The organism is Eggerthella sinensis (assembly GCF_003339815.1).
Lineage (GTDB): Bacteria > Actinomycetota > Coriobacteriia > Coriobacteriales > Eggerthellaceae > Eggerthella > Eggerthella sinensis.
Genome location: NZ_PPTT01000025.1, coordinates 20,561 through 39,553 on the forward strand (window position 1 = coordinate 20,561; position 18,993 = coordinate 39,553).

The following is an 18,993-nucleotide window of genomic DNA, read 5'->3' on the forward strand; positions in this document are numbered from 1 at the left end:
GAAATCCTCGCTGACGTTACGAACGACCCGTACTACCTGTGACTACCTGCGATTCGCACCGCAAACCCAACCGAAAGGACGCACTCATGGCTACCATCGGAATCGATCTCGGCACGACGAACAGCTGCGCGGCGGCGGTGGAGGGCGGGCGGCCCGCCATCATCCCGAACGCGGAAGGGGAGCGCACCACGCCCAGCGTCATCGCGTTCTCGAAAGACGGCGAGCGCCTCGTGGGCACCATCGCGTGCCGCCAGGCGGCGGTGAACCCCGATCGCACCATCGAGTCGGTGAAGCGCCGCATGGGCGACACGTGGCGCGCCACGGTGGACGGCAAGGCCTACTCGCCGCAGGAGCTGTCAGCCATGATCCTGCGCAAGCTGCGCATCGACGCCGAAGCCTTCCTCGCCCAGGACGTCACCGACGCCGTCATCACGGTGCCCGCCTACTTCGACGACGCCCAGCGCCAGGCCACGAAGGACGCGGGGCGCATCGCGGGCCTCAACGTGCTGCGTATCATCAACGAGCCCACGGCCGCCGCGCTCGCGTACGGCTTGGACAACGGCCGTCAGCAGAAGGTGATGGTGTACGACCTGGGCGGCGGCACCTTCGACGTGTCGGTCATCGAAATCGGCGACGGCGTCATCGAAGTGCTGGCCACCTCGGGCGACAACCACCTGGGCGGCGACGACTTCGACGAGCGTGTGACCGCGTACCTCGTGGACGCGTTCAAGCGAGAGCACGGCGTCGACCTGCGCGGCAACCAGGCGGCCCTGCAGCGCGTGAAGGAGGCCGCGCGCGAGGCGAAGAAGGAGCTTTCGTCCCTCGACACGGCGCACGTGAACCTGCCGTTCCTCGCACAGGGCGCGGCCGGCCCGCTGCACCTCGAGGCCACGCTGTCGCGCGCCGCGTTCAACGACATGACGCGCGATCTGGTGGAGCGTACGACGGGCCCCGTGCAAAACGCCCTGAACGACGCGGGCATCGCCGCTTCCGAGCTGGGCTGCGTGCTGCTCGTGGGCGGTTCGACGCGCATTCCCGCCGTGCAGGACCACGTGAAGAAGCTCACGGGCAAGGAGCCGTCCGCTTCCATCAACCCCGACGAGTGCGTGGCCATGGGCGCCGCCATGCAGGGCGCCACGCTGTCGGGCTCGGCGACGGGCCTCGTCAAGGCCGACAACAGCATCCTGTTGCTCGACGTCACGCCGCTGTCGCTGTCCATCGAGACGGTGGGCGGCGTGGCCACGCGCCTCGTCGAGCGCAACACGACGCTGCCCGTGCACTACTCGCAGGTGTTCAGCACGGCTGCGGCGTTCCAGACGAGCGTCGAGATCAAGGTGCTGCAAGGCGAGCGCCCCATGGCGGCCGACAACAAGGCCATCGGCACGTTCAAGCTCAAGGGCATCAAGCGCGCCCCTGCCGGCGCCCCGCAAATCGAAGTGACGTTCGACATCGACGCGAACGGCATCCTCACCGTGTCGGCGAAGGACCTCGACACGGGCAAGCAGCAGTCCATCACCATCGACGATTCGGGTCGCATGTCCGACGACGACATCGACCGCGCCATCCGCGACGCCGAGCAGTACGCCGCGCAGGACGGCGAGCGCCGCGATCTCATGGTGCTGCGCGAGGAGGGCCAACGCCTCGCGAACGAGGCCAACCGCGCGCTCACCCAGGTGGGAAAACAGCTGGAGAAGGAAGAGAAGAAGCAGATCAAAGCCGATGTCGCAGGCCTGCAGAAGCTGCTGGGCAAGAAGCTGGACAAGCTGGACGCGGGCGACGCCGATGCGTTGCGCGCGGCGACGGCGCAGCTCGAGCAGTCGAGCGCCCGGGCCCGCGCGCTTATGGCCGAGCAGGCCTAGCCGTCCTGCAACCCTCAGCGTCCTGCTGCGCTTTTGACGGGGTTTTGCGGGAAAGACGGTCGCGACGCGATGGGCTTTGGTACAATACGGCCCATCGATTGTATGTCGAAAGGATTGAACCATCATGAATATCGTGTTGTTGGGAGCGCCGGGTGCCGGTAAGGGCACGCAGGCAGCCAAGCTGGTTGAAGAGTTCGGCACGCCGCACATCTCCACGGGCGACATGCTGCGCGCCGCGGTGAAGGCCGGCACGCCGCTGGGCCAGAAGGCGAAGTCCTACATGGACGCGGGCGACCTCGTGCCCGATGATGTTATCATCGGCCTCGTCACCGAGCGCTTGCAGGACCCGGATACCGAGAAGGGCTTCATCCTCGACGGCTTCCCGCGCACGTCCGCCCAGGCGGTCGCGCTCGACGCCGAGCTGTCGAAGCTGGGCCGTCCGCTCGACGCCGCCCTGCTCGTGGACGTCGACCCCGAGGTCATTGTCAAGCGCCTCACGTCGCGCCGCATGTGCCGCGACTGCAACTACATCGGCACCGCTGCCGACATCACGTGCCCGAAGTGCGGCGGCGAGATGTACCAGCGCGACGACGACAACGAGGCCACGGTGCGCAACCGCCTCGACGTGTACGAGAAGTCCACGGCGCCGCTCATCGACTACTATCGCGGCTGCGACCTGCTCGTCTCCATCGACGGCGACCGCGATCCGAACGTCGTGTACGGCGACGTGAAGCAGGCGCTCGGCCTGTAAGCGCGCCGCGCGCAGCTTTTTGCACGCATTCTTGAAGGCGGAAGGGGCTTGAGCTGCCCCCTCCGCCTTTTTTCATCTATAATCCGTTACCAGTATGCCTACCGTTCGACAGAACATATCCTACGCCTACCAGGGCTTCATGAGCAGGCACCGGCCTGCCGTGCGGCATCTCGTGAAGAGTGCGCTCGCCATCGTGGTGATCGCGCTCGTGCTTGAGACGTTCCTGTTCAATATGAACTACTTCACGTCGGCGAAGTACAACACCATCTCGCTCAACGACAAGCTCACGTTGCAAGAGACCACCGACGACCAGTACAAGGTGACCGCGGTGAACCACGTGCTGGAGTTCTCGAACCTCAACACCGAGGTCCACAACATCTGGCTCAACTTCGACTATTTGCAGCCCGCGCAAGAGGTGACGGTGAAAATCCAGTTCACCGACGATGCGCACCATACCTACTTCGATTCCACCGAGTACACGGTGGGCGTGCCGCCCGTCGAGGTGTCCACGTTCTCGGATCAGAGCGAGTACATCAATCTCAACACCACGGGCCTCGTGAAGAACCTGCGCATCGAGATCACCGGCGACGACGTGAGCTATCCCATCAAGCTGACGGACGTGTGCCTCAACGCGCACCATCCCTTCGACTTCAACATGACGCGCTTCGTCTTCTGCATCGGGCTGTTCAGCCTTGCGTTCGCCTTCCGTCCGCGGTCGGCCATCTACCGCATCGGCATCGTGGACGAGCCGCGGAAGTCGAAGGCGGCCATCATCGCCACCGTCGCCATCGAGGTATGCCTGCTCAGCTCGTACCTGTTCCTGGGCTCGAACCTCGTGGGCGTGGCCACGTCGAGCTACAACAGCGGTTCGTGGGACGGCACGAGCATCGTCAACACCTTCGAGGTGGGCGGCGACAACGCGCAGCAGTACGCCGAGCTGGCGAAGGCGATGGCGCACGGTCAGCTGTACCTCGAGCAGGAGCCGCCGCAGTGGCTGCAGGACTCCGACGACCCCTACGACAAGGGCGCGCGCGACGAGGCGCAGAAGGAGACAGGGGAGCCGTACCTGTTCGACGTGGCCTACCACGACGGACACTACTACGTTTACTTCGGCGTGGTGCCGGTCATCCTGTTCTACCTGCCGTTCTATCTGCTCACGGGTGCGAACTTCCCCACGGCCATCGGCGTGCTCATCGCGGTGGTGGCGTTCGTGCTGGGATGCTCGGCGCTACTCGACCGCTTCGCGCGCTACCACTTCAAACGGGTGAGCCTGGGGCTGTACCTGCTGCTGCAGATACCGCTCGTCATGTGCTGCGGCGTGCTGTACCTGCTGAAGTTCCCGACGTTCTACTCGCTGCCCATCGCGCTCGGGCTGGCGTTCTCGGTGTGGGGCCTGTACTTCTGGATGAAGGGCCGCGCCTCGTCGGGGCCCGAGAAGTGGTACCTGGCCGGGTCGCTGTGCATGGCGCTCGTGGCGGGGTGCCGCCCGCAGCTGCTCGTGCTGTCGCTGCTGGCGTTTCCGCTGTTCTGGCGCACGTACATCACGAAGCGCCGGCTGTTCACGCCGCGGGGCGCACGCGAGTTCGCGTGCTTGGCCGCGCCGTACGCCGTGGTGGCCGCGGGCCTCATGGGGTACAACTACGCGCGCTTCGGTTCGTTCACGGACTTCGGCGCGAACTACAACCTCACGGTGAACGACATGACGAAGCGCGGGTGGAACATCGGCCGCTTGGCGCCGGCGCTCTTCGCGTACTTCCTGCAACCGCCGAGCGCGACGGGCGTGTTCCCGTACCTGCAACCGGCGCCGTTCGATACCACGTACATGGGACAGACCATCAAGGAAGTCACCTTCGGCGGCATCCTGGCCTGCCTGCCCGTGCTGTGGGTGCTGCCGTTCGCGAAGCGCATCCTGCAGCTGCGGTTCAGCCAACGCTCCACGCGCACCATCGCCGGCGTCATCATCGTGCTCATCCTGGGCGGCGTCATCGTGGCGCTGGCCGATGCGGAGATGGCCGGCATCCTGCAACGCTACTTCGCCGACTTCAGCTTCATGTTCCTGGCGGCCGTCGTGCTGCTCGCGTTCATCGTGAACGAGAACCTGACGCCCGGCTCCACGACGCAGAACCTGCTCATGAGGGTGCTGCTGGCGCTCGTGGCGCTGTCGGTGCTGTACGTGGCCCTGTTGTGCTTCGTTCCCGAAACAGGTTGGTATTCCGACGTGTATCCGTGGGCGTATCGGAATATCCTGGAAACCGCGCAGTTCTGGACATAGATTCGCATTCGTAGCAGCTTGATTTGAGAGAAGAGAGGTTCTATGGAATTCATCATCGCCGAGAGCACTGAGGACATGAGCCGTCAGGCGGCCGACCGCATCGCATCGTTCGTCACGGCCGACCCCTCGTGCGTGTTGGGCCTGGCAACGGGCACGACGCCCATCGGCCTGTACGCGTGTCTCGTTGACGATTGCGCGCAGGGCAAGCTCAGCTTCGCCGATGTGACCACGTTCAACCTGGACGAGTACCGCGGCCTCGCGCCCGAGCACGATCAGAGCTACCGCTACTTCATGAAGCAGCACCTGTTCGACCATGTGGACATCGACCAGGCGCGCACGCACGTGCCCGAAGGGTCGAACCCCGATGCCGAAGCCGTGTGCGCCGCCTACGAGCAGGCCATCGAAGAGGCGGGCGGCGTCGACCTGCAGCTGCTGGGTCTCGGGCCGAACGGGCACATCGGCTTCAACGAGCCCGAGGACACGTTCCCGAAGACCACGCACTGCGTCGACCTCACCGAGAGCACCATCCAGGCGAACAGCCGCCTGTTCGACTCCGTCGACGAGGTGCCGCGCCAGGCGTACACCATGGGCATCGGCACCATCATGGCCGCGCGCAGCGTGCTCGTGGTGGTGGAGGGTTCCCATAAGGCCGAGATCGTGAAGCAGGCGTTCTTCGGCCCGGTGACGCCCGAGGTGCCGGCGTCCATCCTGCAGTTCCATCCCAACGCCACCGTCATCGTGGATCCGGCAGCGGGTGCGCTGTGCAAATAGCGGGCGGATCGGTTCTGACGGGGGAGGGGTTCGTCCCTGCCGACGTGCTCGTCGAAGGCGAGCGCTTCGCGGCTGTCGCGCCGCGGGACGAGGCGGCTGCCCCTGCGGGCGCTGCCGACGAGGCCGTGCTCGACGCGACGGGGTGCTACGTCATCCCCGGCCTCATCGACCTGCATTTCCACGGGTGCGTGGGGCACGACTTCTGCGACGGCACGGAAGAGGCGGTGGACGCCATCGCGCGGCACGAAGCGTCGTGCGGCGTGACGGCCATCTGCCCGGCCACCATGACGTATCCCGAGGACGTGCTCGGCCCTATCATGGACTGCGCGGCCGCCTACGCTGCCAAGCCCGACGGCGCGGCGCTCGTGGGCATCAACATGGAGGGGCCCTACATCTCGCCCGACAACATCGGCGCGCAGAATCCGGCCTACCTCCATCTGCCCGACGAGGCCATGTTCCGCCGGCTGCAGGAGCGTTCGGGTAACCTGATCAAGCTTGTGGACGTGGCGCCCGAAGTGGACGGCGCCCTCGACTTCATCGCTGCGGTGGCGCCCGATGTGCGCGTATCCATCGCGCACACGCAGGCCGACTACGACACCACGTGCGCGGCCATCGAGGCCGGCGCGCGGCAGATGACGCACCTGTGCAACGCCATGCCGCCGCTCCATCATCGCAAGCCGGGCCCCATCGGCGCCGCCTTCGACAACCCGGAGGTCACGCCCGAGCTCATCGCCGACGGCGTGCACATCCACCCGTCCATGGTGCGCCTGCTGTTCACGGCTTTCGGCGGCGACCGCGTTATCCTCATCAGCGATTCGATGATGGCCACCGGTCTCGACGATGGCGAATACACGCTCGGCGGGCAGGACGTCACCGTGCGCGGCAACGTGGCCACCCTGCACGACGGCACCATCGCCGGCTCGGCCACCGACCTCATGGCGTGCGTGCGCGTCGCCGTGCGCGACATGGGCATCCCCCTGGAAACCGCCGTACGCGCAGCAAGCGCCAACCCGGCCCGCGCCCTGGGAATCGAAGCCGACCGCGGCGCCATCGCGCCCGGCATGATAGCCGACGCCGTCATACTCGACGAGAACCTCGAAGTAAAGCACGTGGTGGTGCGCGGGAACATAGTGTAGCGCCAACAAGAGGCGCCCGCGAGCAGCCGGAGCTTTGCCCATGCAGCCGCGAGCAACCTGCACCTTGCCCATGTGCCGCGAGCAGCCGGAGCCTTCCCCATGCAGCCGCGAGCAACCTGCTCCCTCCCCCCTATGCGCGGCGGGATAACCTGCGGGATGCCGAGATTGCGCCCGCCGTGCAATGCATTGCTCCCGCAGGTCGTACGCGGGCGCAAAAGTGAAAGGTCCAGGTTGCTCTCGGTCGTATGGGAAAGGCGCAGGTTCATCGGCCCATGGAGGAAGCCCAGGTAGTACGCGGGCGCAAGGTGAGGCCCAGGTAGTACTCCGGCGCAAGGCCCCGTCCCTAACCGGAGGGTGACGCTCGTGCTTCGTGTTGGCTGCTGTTTTCTCGGGATGCTGTTCGGCTCGTATACTTTCCTTGTACGGTTCAGGTAGAAGGAGAGGCAAGCCTATGTCGATGGATGTCGTGATGCCCGTCGTCGGAGCATTGGCGGCGTTCGTCGCCTTGCTCGTCGTGTTGAAGGTCATGCGTGCGAAAGGCCTCAGCTTCACGGTGCGCGTGTTCACGGCGTTGGGGCTGGGCATTCTTCTGGGGCTGGCCATGCAGCTGCTCATGGGCCGCGACGGGGAGGCAACTACCGTCGCGCTCGATTGGATTTCCATCGTGGGGCAGGGCTATATCGCGCTGCTCAAGATGCTCGTCATGCCGCTCGTGTTCGTGGCCATCCTCGGCGCGTTCACGCGCGCGGAGGTCACGGAGCACTTCGGCCGCATCGCCGGGGTGGTGCTCGCCGTGCTGCTGGGCACGGTGACCGTTGCGGCCGTCATCGGCTGGGGCTCGGTGGTGCTCTCGGGGTTGACGCACGCGAGCTTTCTCGACGGCGCCGCACCCGACGCCTCGGAGTTGTCGGCGCTCACGTCGCAGCAGGGACAGGTTGCCGACCTCACGCTGCCGCAAGAGCTCCTCTCGTTCATTCCCACGAACCCCTTCGCCGACCTGGCCGGCCTGCGTTCCACGTCCACCATCGCGGTGGTCATCTTCTCGGCCATTCTGGGATGGGCGTACCTCAAGCTGCGCGATAAGGACGGCGAGCAGGCCGATTTCTTCAAGCGCCTCATCGACAGCCTGTACGGCATCGTCATGCGCGTGGTCGCCATGGTGCTGGGGCTTACGCCGTACGGCATCCTCGCGCTCATCGCGAAGGTGATGGCGACGAGCGACTATCTCGCCATCCTGGGGCTGGGGAAGTTCGTGCTCGTGTCGTACGCGGCGCTGTTCGCGGTGCTCGGCGTGCACGTGCTGATCCTCCTGGCGAACCGCGTGAGCCCCGTGACGTACTTCAAGAAGGCGTTTCCCGTGCTCAGCTTCGCGTTCGTGTCGCGTTCGAGCGCGGGCGCGCTGCCGCTCAACATCGAGACGCAGCATCGCGCGCTCGGCGTGGACGCCGCATCGGCGAACCTGGCGGCCAGCTTCGGCATGTCCATCGGGCAGAACGGCTGCGCGGGCGTGTATCCGGCGATGCTGGCCACCATCGTAGCGCCCACCGTGGGCATCGACGTCCTGTCGCCGACGTTCTTCGTGCCCCTCTTCTTCGTCGTGGCCATCAGCTCGTTCGGCGTGGCGGGCGTGGGCGGCGGCGCCACGTTCGCATCGCTCATCGTGCTGGGCACCATGGGCCTGCCCATCGAAGTGGTGGCCATCCTCGCGTCGGTGGAGCCGCTCGTGGACATGGGCCGTACCGCGCTCAACGTCAGCGACTCCATGGTGGCCGGCATCACCGCCTCCCACGCAACCGGCGGTTACGACCGGGCCGTGCTGCACGATACAGAAGCGTACGTGACGGGGGAGGGAGAGGTGTAGGGAGGTTACCCGATCGCTCCGGCGAACCATCCGGTGATGGACTGGGGGTGGGTGATGGCGGTTCCTACGACGATGGCGAAGGCTCCGGCATCTATGGCGGCCCGCGCGTCCGCCGTCGTGTGGATGCGGCCTTCGCAGAACACGGGGGTGTCGCCGGCAACGGCAACGGCTTCGCGCAGGAACTCGAGGTCGGGGCCGTCGGTTTTCGCGCGGCCGCCCGGCACGTAGCCGGCAAGCGTGGTGGACACGATGTCGACGCCGGCCTCGAGGGCGCGGTGCACGTCGTCCATGCAGGAGCAGTCGGCCATGATCAGCGTCTCGCCGCGCAGGGCTTCCACGGTTTCCGCGAACGTGCGCCCGTCGGGGCGGGGACGGGACGTGGCGTCGATGGCCACCACATCGGAGCCGGCGGCGATGCAGGCGCGAGCGTGGCGCAGCGTCGGCGTGATGTACACGCCTTCGTGTCCCTCCTTCCACAGGCCGATGACCGGCACCTCCACCTGGCCCTTGATGGCCGCGATATCGGCCAGGCCCTGGCAGCGGATGGCCGCCGCGCCGCCGCGCTCGGCGGACAGGGCCACCTGCGCCATGGTTTCGGGGTGGCGCATCGGCTCGCCCACGTAGGCTTGGCAGCTGACGATGAGCTTGCCCTGCAAGCTGGCAATCAAAGTATCCATGCTGGTGCTCCTTAAAGGGTAACGGTATCAAGCAGATTCTCGGACGCTCCCACGAGGGGAGCGTGGCCGCCCAAAGCGGCGTCCACGATGGGCGTGTCGCGCATGAGCGGCATCACCATGGAGGCGAACCCCTCGCGCATGCCCGCGCGCCACGGTTCGCCCGCCGCCAGCACCGATCCGGACAGCACGATCACCTCGGGGTCGAAGGTGTTGGCCCAGGAGCCCAGGGCTTCTCCCAGTGCGCGGCCCGAGGCCTGCAGCACCTCGATGGCGTCGGCGTCGCCCGCTGCGGCCAGGCGCGATACGTCGGCGCCGCCCGCCACCTCGCCCGCACGGGCGGGGAACAGGCGGTCGAACAGGATGCCGAGGCCCGTGCCCGACGCGATGGATTCGAGATGTCCCGACGCCCCGCAGGCGCAGGGAATGCCGGCGGCAAGCGGGCTCTGCACGTGCCCGAGGTGCCCGGCCGCGCCGCGGAAGCCGCGCATTACCGCGCCGTCGGCCACGAACGCGCCGCCCAGCCCCGTGCCGGCCGCCACGCACAGGCAGCTCTGCATGCCGCGGGCCGCTCCCCAGCGAGCCTCGCCGAGGGCGTGGGCGTGCACGTCGCCCATGACGGCAACCGGCAGCGCCGTCGCTTCGCGCAGGCGCGCGGCAACGGGCTGACCCGTCCAGCCGGGCATGAGGTCGTTCGCGAAGGCGATGGAGCCGGCGAGGGGGTCGACGCAGCCGGCCGTGCCCACGCCCACGCCGAGCGGCGGCTCGTCGCAGGCGGCGATCAGCTCCAACGCCAGGCGCACGATGTCGTCGAGCACCGCATTGCCGCCCCGCGACGCGTCGGTGGGAATGGTGCGCTCGTGCAGGATGGCGGGTGAAACGCCGGAGCGGCCGTACGAAACGACCGCTCCGGCTATCTTGGTGCCTCCTACATCGACGGCGACTATCGTGCGCGGGTATGCGACGTCCATGCAGCGCTCCCGACTACTTGCAGGCCGGAGCGCCGGGGGTGGCGGGGCAGGCATTCCAGTGCGACGGGCGCACGGGTGCGTCGGCGTCCATGAGACCGGCGCCCTTGAGCACGTCCACGATATGCTCCACGTCCTCGCCTTCGAGCGCGCACACGGGCTCGCGCATCTGGTTCGTGTTGAACACGCCCATCTGCCACAGCGCCGTCTTGAATGCGCCCACGCCGGCGCCGAAGCCCACGGTGGCCTTCACTTCGCGCGTGACGAACATGAGGCGGGCGAGGTGGTTCTGAATCTCGCGCACGCGCTCCCAGTCGCCGGCCTGCGCCGCGCGCCACTGCTCCACGTAGCTGGCGGGGTCGATATTCGCGAGGCCCGGCACGGAGCCGTCCGCGCCGCCCAGGTACGCGCCGTCAACCACCACTTCGTGGCCGGTGAGCAGCTGCAGCGGATGGCCGGCATCCTCGTTTTGCAGGCACAGCCAACGGAACGACACGTCGTCGCCCGAGGAGTCCTTCACACCCTGCAGCACGCCGTCCTCGCCGAGGCGCACGAGCATCGTGGGATCGAGCTTCGTGTGCACGCAGGCGGGCAGATCGTAGGCGAACAGGGGCAGATCGGTGTACTCGCGGATGGCGCGGAAGTGGCGCTCCACTTCCTTCGGGCCGCCGAGGGCGTAGAAGGGAGCCGTGGCCACGAGGGCGTCCACGCCGTAGCCGGTGGCGCGCTTGGCCTGGTCGATCACGCGCATGGTTTCCATGTCGATGATGCCCGTGAGCACCGGCACGCGGCCGTGCACCATGGCGATGGCCTCCTGCAGCACGTGGTAGCGCTGCGCGTCGGTGAGGAAGGCCACCTCGCCGGAAGAGCCCAGGAAGAACAGACCGTCGACGCCGGCCTCGATCATGCGGTTGATGGAGCGCTCGAGCGCCTCGAGGTCGAGCTGGCGCTTTTCGGTCAGCGGGATGACGACCGGGGGGATGACGCCGCGAAACGGTGAATCAGTCATAGGAGCAAGCCTCTCTGTTTGTCTGTAAACGGTAAAAGGGTAAACTCCACAAGCGCAAGCGTCAACGAATGAGGGCAGGTCACCACATAAAATGCGCCCCCGACCGAACAGTCGAGGGCGCAGGGTGCATGCGGTGTCAACGCAAACGGGTTACTTGCCCAGATCGGGGTGCAGCAGCGACGGGGCGGCACCCAGCAGCAGCTTCGTGTACGCGTCCTTCGGATGCTCGAACACGTCCTTCGACGCGCCGCGCTCCACGGCCTCGCCCGCGTTCATCACGATGATCTCGTCGGAGATGTAGCGCACGGTTTGAATGTCGTGGCTGATGAACACCATGGACAAGCCCAGGTCGCGCTTGAGGTCCATGAGCAGGTTGAGGATCTGCGCACGCACCGACACGTCGAGGGCGCTCGTGGGCTCGTCGGCGATGATGGCGTCGGGCTCGAGCGACAGGGCACGGGCGATGGCCACGCGCTGACGCTGGCCGCCGGACAGCTGGCCCGGCAGGGCATCCAGCACGGAGTTCGGCAGGCCCACCATCTCGATGAGGTCGAGCACGCGGCGCTCGCGCGACGTCTTGTCGCCCACCTTGTGCACGGTGAGCGGGTCCATGAGCTGGTCATGCACGCTCATGCGCGCGTTGAGGGCCGTGGCCGGGTCCTGGAACACCACCGAAATCACGCGGCCGATAAGGCGACGCTCGGCGGCCGAACGCTTCGTCACGTCCTGGCCCTTGAAGTACACCTTGCCCGACGTGGGCTGCTGCAATCCGCACATGACGTTCGCCGTGGTGGACTTGCCGCAGCCGGACTCGCCCACGATGCCCAGGGTCTGACCCGGCATGAGCTTGAGGGTGAGGCCGCGCACGGCCTGCACCTTGTTCGGATGCAGCAGGGAACCCGTGCGCGTCTTGAACGTCACGCGAATATCGTCGAGGAAGATGATGGGGGTGGGCTCGCCACCCTCCGCAGCGGGCTGGACGCCCGCGTTCATGCGTTCCTGCTCGCTCATATGATGGCACCTCCTGGGACGTACGGTTTGATGCCGAGGCGCTTGAGCTCGCTGTCGGGCAGCTCGGCGTAGTAATGATCGCTGTTGGAGACGCGCTTGAGCACGGGGCGCAGCTGCGAGACCTTATCGGGATGGCTCGAGCGCGGCGTGAAGCGGTCGCCCGCCGGGAAGTCCTTCGGGCTGGGAACGCTGCCGGGCACCTGGTGCAGGCGCGTGCCGCCGGCTTCGATGGACAGCACCGAGCCCAAGAGGCCGCGGGTGTACTCGTGCACGGGGTGGCACAGGATGTCGGTGACAGGGCCCTGCTCCACCACCTGGCCGGCGTACATGACCGTGATGGAGTTCGCCACCTCGGCGACGAGCGCCAGGTCGTGGCTCACGAACACCATCGCGAAGCCCAGCTCCTTCTGCAGCTTGTTCAACAGGTCGATGACCTGCTTCTGCACGGTCACGTCGAGGGCCGTGGTGGGCTCGTCGGCGATGATGACCTTCGGGTCGCGGGTGAGCGCCATGGCGATGAGCACGCGCTGACGCTGGCCGCCCGAAAGCTCGTGCGGATAGGAATCGAGCGTGCGCTTCGGATCGAGGCCCACGAGCTCAAGCAGCTCCTCGGCCGAGCGGGTGCCGCCGCGCTTCGTGAGCTGCTTCATCTGCGACTTGATGAGCATGGATGGGTTGAGCGAGGACAGCGCGTCCTGGTAGATCATGGCGATCTCGCGGCCGCGCAGCTCGTTCATCTGCTTCTGGCTCATGTCGAGCAGGTTGCGACCGTCGTACAGCACCTCGCCGGTCACCTGCGCCTTCGGGTCGAGCAGGCCCATGATGGTGAGCGAGGTGATGGACTTGCCGCAGCCCGATTCGCCCACGAGGCCCATGGTTTGGCGCGGGCGCACCACGAAGCTCACGTGATCGACCACGTTCACGTCGCCGTGGCGCGGGAACTTGATGCACAGGTCCTTGACTTCCAGGATGGGCGGCACGTCGGTGCGCGCTTCGAAGCGGTCGGTGCGCGTCTTCTCGATGGTCTGCAGCTGCGTCAAGCGCTGCTCGAGCATCTCGGCCTGAGCGGCGTAGGCCAGTGTCGGGTCGGCAACCATCTTGTCGGCTTCGCGGTTCGCACGCACGGCCGCGTCGTCGGCCTTGACCGGCGCCTTCGGCGCTGCGGCCATGGCGTCGGTGATGCCCTCGGACAGGATGTTGAGGCACAGCACGGTGATCATGATGGCGAGGCCCGGGAACAGCGCCTGCCACCAGCGGCCTGCAAGCACGCCGCCGCGCGCGTCGGAGAGGATGTTGCCCCACGTCGGCGTCGGCTCGGGAATGCCGGCCGAGATGAAGGACAGCGAAGCCTCGAACACGATGGCATCGGCCACGAGCACGATGGTGAACACCATGACCGGGGCGATGCAGTTGCGGATGACGTGCTTCACGAGAATCCACGGAGCGCGGGCGCCCGAAACGACGACGGCGCGCACGTAGTCTTGGTTGTACTCGCTCACCACGTTCGCGCGCACGATGCGGGCGATCTGCGGGATGTACAGAAAGCCGATGGCGAAGATGAGCGAGGGCACCGAGTTGCCGAACACGAGCACGAACGTGGCGGCCAGCGCGATGCCGGGGAAGGACATGACGACGTCCATGATGCGCATGATGACTTCGGACACCCACTTGCGCGACACCGCGGCGATAGCGCCGATGATGGAGCCGCAGATGAGCGCGAAGGTGGTGGCGCCGAGACCGATGATGAGCGAGTAGCGCGCACCGTACATCATGCGCGACAGCACGTCGCGGCCCTTGTCGTCGGTGCCGAACAGGAACTCGGCGTCGGGTGCTTGGCGAGCCGTGAAGATCTGGAACGGGTCGTGCGGCGCCAGGATGTTGGCGAACACGGCGATCATGACGATAAGGACGAGCACGATCAGCGAGATGCGCGATCCGATGCTCATGGCCTTCCAGCGGCGGAAATGCACCTTGCCGGGGTTGGCTTCCATCTTCTCAGTGAGGTTTCCTCGTAGTTTCACCATGTTGCTACACCGTCCTGATTCGCGGATCGATCAGGATATAAAGCATATCCACGATAATGTTGATGATGATGAAGGTGATGGCCACCACCAGCACCACGCCCTGCACGAGCATGGTGTAGCTGGACTGGATACCCGAAAGGATGGCCATGCCCATGCCGGGGAGGTTGAAGATAACCTCGATGACCACGGCGCCGCCGATGAGGTAGCCGATGCGCAGACCGAGCACCGTCACGGGCGTGATGAGCGCGTTGCGCAGCACGTTGCGGGCCACGACGACGCGCTTCGGGATGCCGGCGCCGAGGGCCGTGCGCACGTAATCCTTGTCGAGTTCCTCGACCATGGACGTGCGGATGACGCGCGTGAGCTGGCCGGCCACGGGCACGCCGAGCGCGATGGCCGGCATGGCCATGCGGGCAAGCCAACCGCCCGGATCGGACGTGATCGCCGGCAGCTGGCCGGAGGCCGGCAGCACGTGCAGCATGGATGAGAACAGCAGGATCATGAGCACCGCGAGCCAGAACGACGGCGTCGCGATGCAGGCGATGGAGAACACGCGGATGACCTGGTCGGGCCATCGATCGCGGTACAGCGCCGATATCACGCCCAATATCACGGCGATCACCACGCCGATGATAAGGCCGAAGAACGTGAGCTGCAGCGTGACGGGCAGCGCTTCGCCGATACGGTCGGCCACGGAGGCGTTGTTCGCGCCGTAGGTGCCCAAGTCGCCTTGGACGAGCCCCACGATGAAGTTGCCGTACTGCACGATGACCGGCTCGTTCAGGCCGTGTTCCTCGCGGTACTGCTGGGCTTGGGCTTCAGTGGCATTCTCTCCGAGAACCGAATAGGCTTGGTCGATAGGGGAGAGTGCCATAATGAAGAAGACGAGGATGGTGACACCGAAGATCATGATCGGCAGCGCTATGAGGCGACGTCCGATCAATCGTAAGAGGTTGCTCACCGTATCCCCCTTTCATTTCGTGGGCCGAGGCCCGCTTGCACTGACAAACTGCTGCCTGCATCGCGCGCAAAAAGGCGCGGTGAGATTGAGACAACCACGAGGCTATTTTATACGATCAACGCAGATTGTGGCGGGGAATTAGAGCCATCTTGGACCGAATACGAGCGCACGGCGCGCCGGTTCGCTCACGCGTCCTTCTCGCACACGAGAAACCAGCTGTTTCCCGTGTTCTTGGCATGCGCGCATCCGATGCACGAAGCCCCCGGGCAGAGCTCGACCGAGCGCAGCGACTCATCGAAGAGCGCGGCGGGCAGGCGGCGAGGGTCGGAGGCGCCGTCCTCGATGGCCGTCGCGATCATGCTGGCAAGCTGCCGCATGCCGCGCGCGGTGGGGTGGGTGCCGTCGAGGGCCTCGTAGTCGAAGCCGAACGCCGCGACGTCGGCGAGGTGACAGCCGTGAGCGCGTGCCGCGTCGCGGATGGCGTCGTTGTAGCCTGCGAACGGCGCGCCGCGCAGGTTCGAGGCGAACGTGGGGCGGCTCGAACCGGCCACGCGGCCGGGGCAGAGCGTGCAGCACCACACCGCGGCCTGCGGGTACGCGGCGCGCAGGCGCTGCGTCAGCAGGCGGTAGGCGTCGCGGAAGCGTTCGACGGCGTCGGGTGCGGCGATGGACGCGGTGCACGGTTCGATGGCGTCAAGGTCGAGCTCGACAGGCAGGGCGTTGCCGCGGCCGGCGGCCTGCGCCGCCGCGCCGCCCCAGCCGTAGTCGTTGATGCCCATGAACACGATGACGACATCGGGCTGCACGCCGTCGCTTGCCAGCGCGTCGATGCGCGGTTGGCTGCTTCCGGCGGGAAATCCCGCCCCCTCCACGAGGCTGCCCGAAAACGAGCCGTTCGCCAGCAGTTGCCCGTCGAGGCGCTCGATCACCTGGGACCACCACGTGTCGGCCGGGAGGCGCACGCCGGTTTCCTCGCGGCGCTCGCCGGTGTAGTACACGCGGAAGCCGTCGGGGTTGCACCCGTCGAACGTGCTGATGGAGTCGCCGAGGATGGAAACGCGTCGGGGGGAGTTCTGCATGGGTCTCTCTTTTCGGAAAAGAAAGGCCCGCCCCGGAAGGGGGCGAGCCTATTCATAGCATTACATCAGGTGAAACGTACGCTTACGCCTTCACGCTCGCGCCCAGGAACACCAGGCCCGTCGTGGCAATGGGCTCGAAGCCGGTGATCTGCTCGGCCTGATAGCCCGTGGCCAGCTCGCGATGGAACAGCGGGTACAGCGGCACTTCTTCGGCCAGCAGGTCGAAGCACTTGTTCCACGTCTCCTGCTGCGTCTTCTCGTCCGTGGCCTCGCGCGCGGTCTGCATGAGGGTCTGCAGCTCCTCGAACTTGCCGTCGCCGGCCTTCTTCCAGCACGTACGGCCCTGGGTCCAGATGTTGTCGCCGTACCACCAGGACATGAGCAGGTCGGGGTCGTTGCCGAAGCAGGTCGGGTCGCCCGGGGTGAGCATGACGTCGTAGGGCAGGACGTCGGCGGACTCGGCGTACTCGCTCCAGTTGATCTTCTGCTCGTCGTTCTTCATCGTGATGCCGGCCTCTTTGAGGTCTTCCTGGATCTGGGCGGCGAGGTCCTTCACCCAGTTGTTGTTGGTGACCATCGTGAACTCGAGGTTCTCGACGCCGGCTTCCTTGAGCAGGCTCTTGGCCTTCTCCACGTCGCGCTTGTACACCGTGGAGGCCTCGTGGTAGTTCGCGTGCTCCTTCGGCAGGAAGCCCGTGACGGGCGACGCATGGCCGGCCATCTGGTTGTTGATGAGCTTGTCCGCGTCGATGGCGTAGAAGAACGCCTGGCGAACGCGCTTGTCGTTGAAGGGCTCCTTCAGCGTGTTGAACATCAGGAAGGCCTGGTTGAAGCCCTGGATGTAGTCAACCGTGGCACCGGCCGCCACCAGCTGGTCGGCGTTGGCGTCGGGCACGCTCTCCATGACCTGGACCGTGGCCTCCTGCAGCGCCGTCGTGCGGGCCGTGTTGTCAAGCGTGATGTCCCAGTGCATCTTGTCGGCCGTGGCCGCGTACTTGCCGTTGTAGTTCGTGTTCGGCACGAACTCGATGGAGCCGCCGTCGTCGCCGTTGATGGTGTCGTACATCCACGGACCGGAGCCGATGGGCTTCGTCTTCAGGTCGTCCTCGGTGAGCGAGGCGGGGAACACCTTGACCACGCTCATGCGGCCCTTCAGCAGGCTGTCGAAGGGGTACTTCAGCGTGAAGGCGACGGTCTTGTCGTCCTTCGCGGACACCGTGTCGATGAACTCGAGGAAGGCGCCGTAGGTCGGGTCGGCCATGTTCTTCTCGAACGCGTTCACCACGTCGGCGGACGTCACGTCCGTGCCGTCGGAGAACTTGGCGCCGTCGCGCAGCGCAACCTCGTACTCGGTGTCGGAGACCTTCGTGGGATCGCCGGCGGCGAGCGCGTTGTAGGTCTTGTAGGTGTGCAGGTCGAGGTCGTACAGGCCCTCGAACACGTGCCAGGTGGCACCCAGCATCAGCGCGGAGCTGTTGCCAATCGGGTTGACGTTCGTGCTCGTGTAGGCGCAGGCACCCGTGAGCGTGCCACCCTGGGCGGCCGCACCGGGGTCGGTCGTGCCCGCATCAGTCGACGGCGTGGACGTCGTGTCGCCGCCACCGCTGCACCCGGCAAGGCTCAGGCCGGCCGCTGCGGCTGCAACGGCGCTGCCCGCCAAGAACGTGCGGCGAGACAAAGATGCTTTCATAGGCTGTTCCATTGGTTTCCCTCCATTTCGGTATCGGGGCAGGACGCCCCGAACGTACGTGCGTGCTTGCGCACGCGCACAACAGCGTCACCCATTATCAGGGATAATCCGCAGAAAATAAAGAACCTGTAAACTCAATATTACTATTATTATTCCCATGAGAAAATAAATGACCTGGGAAAATCAGTGGTATCATGCGCCGCATGATTCGAAAGCAACATAAAAGTAACGGTTGGCTAACGGAGTTCTCCGACCACGAAATTCGGCCGTTTTCCGCCCTCGTCGACCGTTTGTCGCATCCGGCGCTGCCCGCTCCCGTCAAATTGTCAGCGCCGCCCGCGTCGAGCGAGGCCGTGCGCAAGTCCATGAAGGGCAACAAGCGCAGCAACACGAAGCCCGAACTGCTCGTGCGCGAGCGTCTGCGCGCCGCCGGGCTGACGGGCTACCGCCTGCAGTGGAAGGTGCCGGGGCATCCCGACGTGGCGTGGCCGGGCAAGAAGGTGGCGCTCTTCGTCAACGGGTGCTTCTGGCATCGCTGCCCGCGGTGCAAGCCGAGCATGCCGAAGAGCAACGTGGAATACTGGGTGGTGAAGTTCGAGCGCAACGTGGAGCGCGACGAGCGCAGCCGCGCGGCCCTCGAAGCACAGGGGTGGACCGTCCACGTGATTTGGGAGTGCCAGCTCAAGAAAAAGACTATCGACGCCACCATGGCCGACCTGTTGCCCCAATTGGCGGAAGAGCTAGGAAAAGAACTCAAAAGCCTCTGACGGGGAGGCGCTCGCTTCCGTCCGCCTCCACGGGTACGCCACAATTGAGGCCGTTTGCCGAAATGCTGCACCTCACGATTGCCCCCCGTTCAAATGCACTCCTGCGCGGTAAAGTTGGGCTGGTATCATACACCGTGGTATTCGACCAGGTCGAGGAGAG

15 protein-coding genes are annotated in these 18,993 nt (G+C 66.0%); 7 read left to right on the forward strand and 8 right to left on the reverse strand.

What is annotated here, in order from left to right:
* Positions 1-86 precede the first annotated feature (86 nt).
* From dnaK to C1876_RS13105, 6 genes are all read left to right on the forward strand, one after another.
* On the forward strand, positions 87-1,859 hold the full coding sequence (dnaK, locus tag C1876_RS13080; protein WP_114547168.1) for a molecular chaperone DnaK: 1,773 nt from the start codon (positions 87-89) through the stop codon (positions 1,857-1,859).
* A gap of 124 nt (positions 1,860-1,983) precedes the next feature.
* Positions 1,984-2,610 carry an adenylate kinase gene (locus C1876_RS13085; protein ID WP_114547169.1) on the forward strand — a complete coding sequence of 209 codons (627 nt, stop codon included), beginning with the start codon at positions 1,984-1,986 and terminating at the stop codon, positions 2,608-2,610.
* 94 nt (positions 2,611-2,704) lie between these two features.
* Positions 2,705-4,882: a glycosyltransferase family protein gene (locus C1876_RS13090; protein ID WP_114547170.1), complete on the forward strand. Its 2,178-nt coding sequence runs from the start codon at positions 2,705-2,707 to the stop codon at positions 4,880-4,882.
* A 42-nt stretch (positions 4,883-4,924) separates the two neighbouring features.
* Positions 4,925-5,653, forward strand: coding sequence for a glucosamine-6-phosphate deaminase (gene nagB, locus C1876_RS13095; protein WP_114547171.1), 729 nt, complete (start codon positions 4,925-4,927; stop codon positions 5,651-5,653).
* A complete protein-coding gene (nagA, locus tag C1876_RS13100) occupies positions 5,644-6,789 on the forward strand; it encodes an N-acetylglucosamine-6-phosphate deacetylase (protein WP_114547172.1) in 1,146 nt (381 codons plus the stop codon). Before nagB ends, nagA begins: the two co-directional genes overlap by 10 nt.
* 451 nt (positions 6,790-7,240) lie before the next feature.
* Positions 7,241-8,650 carry an L-cystine transporter gene (locus C1876_RS13105; RefSeq protein WP_114547173.1) on the forward strand — a complete coding sequence of 470 codons (1,410 nt, stop codon included), beginning with the start codon at positions 7,241-7,243 and terminating at the stop codon, positions 8,648-8,650.
* A 5-nt stretch (positions 8,651-8,655) separates the two neighbouring features.
* Here C1876_RS13105 and C1876_RS13110 read toward each other — a convergent pair whose 3' ends face one another.
* The 8 genes from C1876_RS13110 to C1876_RS13145 form a co-directional block, all read right to left on the reverse strand.
* Positions 8,656-9,327, reverse strand: coding sequence for an N-acetylmannosamine-6-phosphate 2-epimerase (locus tag C1876_RS13110; protein WP_114547174.1), 672 nt, complete (start codon positions 9,325-9,327; stop codon positions 8,656-8,658).
* A gap of 11 nt (positions 9,328-9,338) precedes the next feature.
* Complete coding sequence (locus tag C1876_RS13115) at positions 9,339-10,295, reverse strand: ROK family protein (RefSeq protein WP_114547175.1); 957 nt, start codon at positions 10,293-10,295, stop codon at positions 9,339-9,341.
* 13 nt (positions 10,296-10,308) lie between these two features.
* Positions 10,309-11,301: a dihydrodipicolinate synthase family protein gene (locus C1876_RS13120; RefSeq protein WP_114547176.1), complete on the reverse strand. Its 993-nt coding sequence runs from the start codon at positions 11,299-11,301 to the stop codon at positions 10,309-10,311.
* A gap of 150 nt (positions 11,302-11,451) precedes the next feature.
* Entirely contained in the window at positions 11,452-12,312 is an 861-nt protein-coding gene (locus tag C1876_RS13125; RefSeq protein WP_114547177.1) for an ABC transporter ATP-binding protein, read from the reverse strand.
* Entirely contained in the window at positions 12,309-14,336 is a 2,028-nt protein-coding gene (locus C1876_RS13130; RefSeq protein WP_114547178.1) for a dipeptide/oligopeptide/nickel ABC transporter permease/ATP-binding protein, read from the reverse strand. Before C1876_RS13130 ends, C1876_RS13125 begins: the two co-directional genes overlap by 4 nt.
* A gap of 4 nt (positions 14,337-14,340) precedes the next feature.
* Positions 14,341-15,297: an ABC transporter permease gene (locus C1876_RS13135; protein ID WP_114547179.1), complete on the reverse strand. Its 957-nt coding sequence runs from the start codon at positions 15,295-15,297 to the stop codon at positions 14,341-14,343.
* Between the two features lie 185 nt (positions 15,298-15,482).
* Positions 15,483-16,376, reverse strand: coding sequence for an SGNH/GDSL hydrolase family protein (locus tag C1876_RS13140; protein WP_114547180.1), 894 nt, complete (start codon positions 16,374-16,376; stop codon positions 15,483-15,485).
* 82 nt (positions 16,377-16,458) lie between these two features.
* Positions 16,459-18,066 (reverse strand): ABC transporter substrate-binding protein, encoded by a 1,608-nt coding sequence (locus C1876_RS13145; protein WP_227113004.1) that lies wholly within the window; start codon positions 18,064-18,066, stop codon positions 16,459-16,461.
* Positions 18,067-18,419: 353 nt separating this feature from the next.
* Between C1876_RS13145 and C1876_RS13150 the strand changes: the two genes are divergently transcribed.
* The gene (locus C1876_RS13150) at positions 18,420-18,833 is read left to right on the forward strand and encodes a very short patch repair endonuclease (protein ID WP_227113003.1); all 414 of its coding nucleotides are present in this window, start codon (positions 18,420-18,422) and stop codon (positions 18,831-18,833) included.
* Positions 18,834-18,993 lie beyond the last annotated feature (160 nt).

Bases quoted from the DNA above. Each gene is read 5' to 3' on its own strand.
- dnaK (WP_114547168.1), top strand. From the start codon at position 87: ATGGCTACCATCGGAATCGATCTCGGCACGACGAACAGCTGCGCGGCG.
- C1876_RS13085 (WP_114547169.1), top strand. From the start codon at position 1,984: ATGAATATCGTGTTGTTGGGAGCGCCGGGTGCCGGTAAGGGCACGCAG.
- C1876_RS13090 (WP_114547170.1), top strand. From the start codon at position 2,705: ATGCCTACCGTTCGACAGAACATATCCTACGCCTACCAGGGCTTCATG.
- nagB (WP_114547171.1), top strand. From the start codon at position 4,925: ATGGAATTCATCATCGCCGAGAGCACTGAGGACATGAGCCGTCAGGCG.
- C1876_RS13105 (WP_114547173.1), top strand. From the start codon at position 7,241: ATGTCGATGGATGTCGTGATGCCCGTCGTCGGAGCATTGGCGGCGTTC.
- C1876_RS13110 (WP_114547174.1), bottom strand. From the start codon at position 9,327: ATGGATACTTTGATTGCCAGCTTGCAGGGCAAGCTCATCGTCAGCTGC.
- C1876_RS13115 (WP_114547175.1), bottom strand. From the start codon at position 10,295: ATGGACGTCGCATACCCGCGCACGATAGTCGCCGTCGATGTAGGAGGC.
- C1876_RS13120 (WP_114547176.1), bottom strand. From the start codon at position 11,301: ATGACTGATTCACCGTTTCGCGGCGTCATCCCCCCGGTCGTCATCCCG.
- C1876_RS13125 (WP_114547177.1), bottom strand. From the start codon at position 12,312: ATGAGCGAGCAGGAACGCATGAACGCGGGCGTCCAGCCCGCTGCGGAG.
- C1876_RS13130 (WP_114547178.1), bottom strand. From the start codon at position 14,336: ATGGTGAAACTACGAGGAAACCTCACTGAGAAGATGGAAGCCAACCCC.
- C1876_RS13140 (WP_114547180.1), bottom strand. From the start codon at position 16,376: ATGCAGAACTCCCCCCGACGCGTTTCCATCCTCGGCGACTCCATCAGC.
- C1876_RS13145 (WP_227113004.1), bottom strand. From the start codon at position 18,066: ATGAAAGCATCTTTGTCTCGCCGCACGTTCTTGGCGGGCAGCGCCGTT.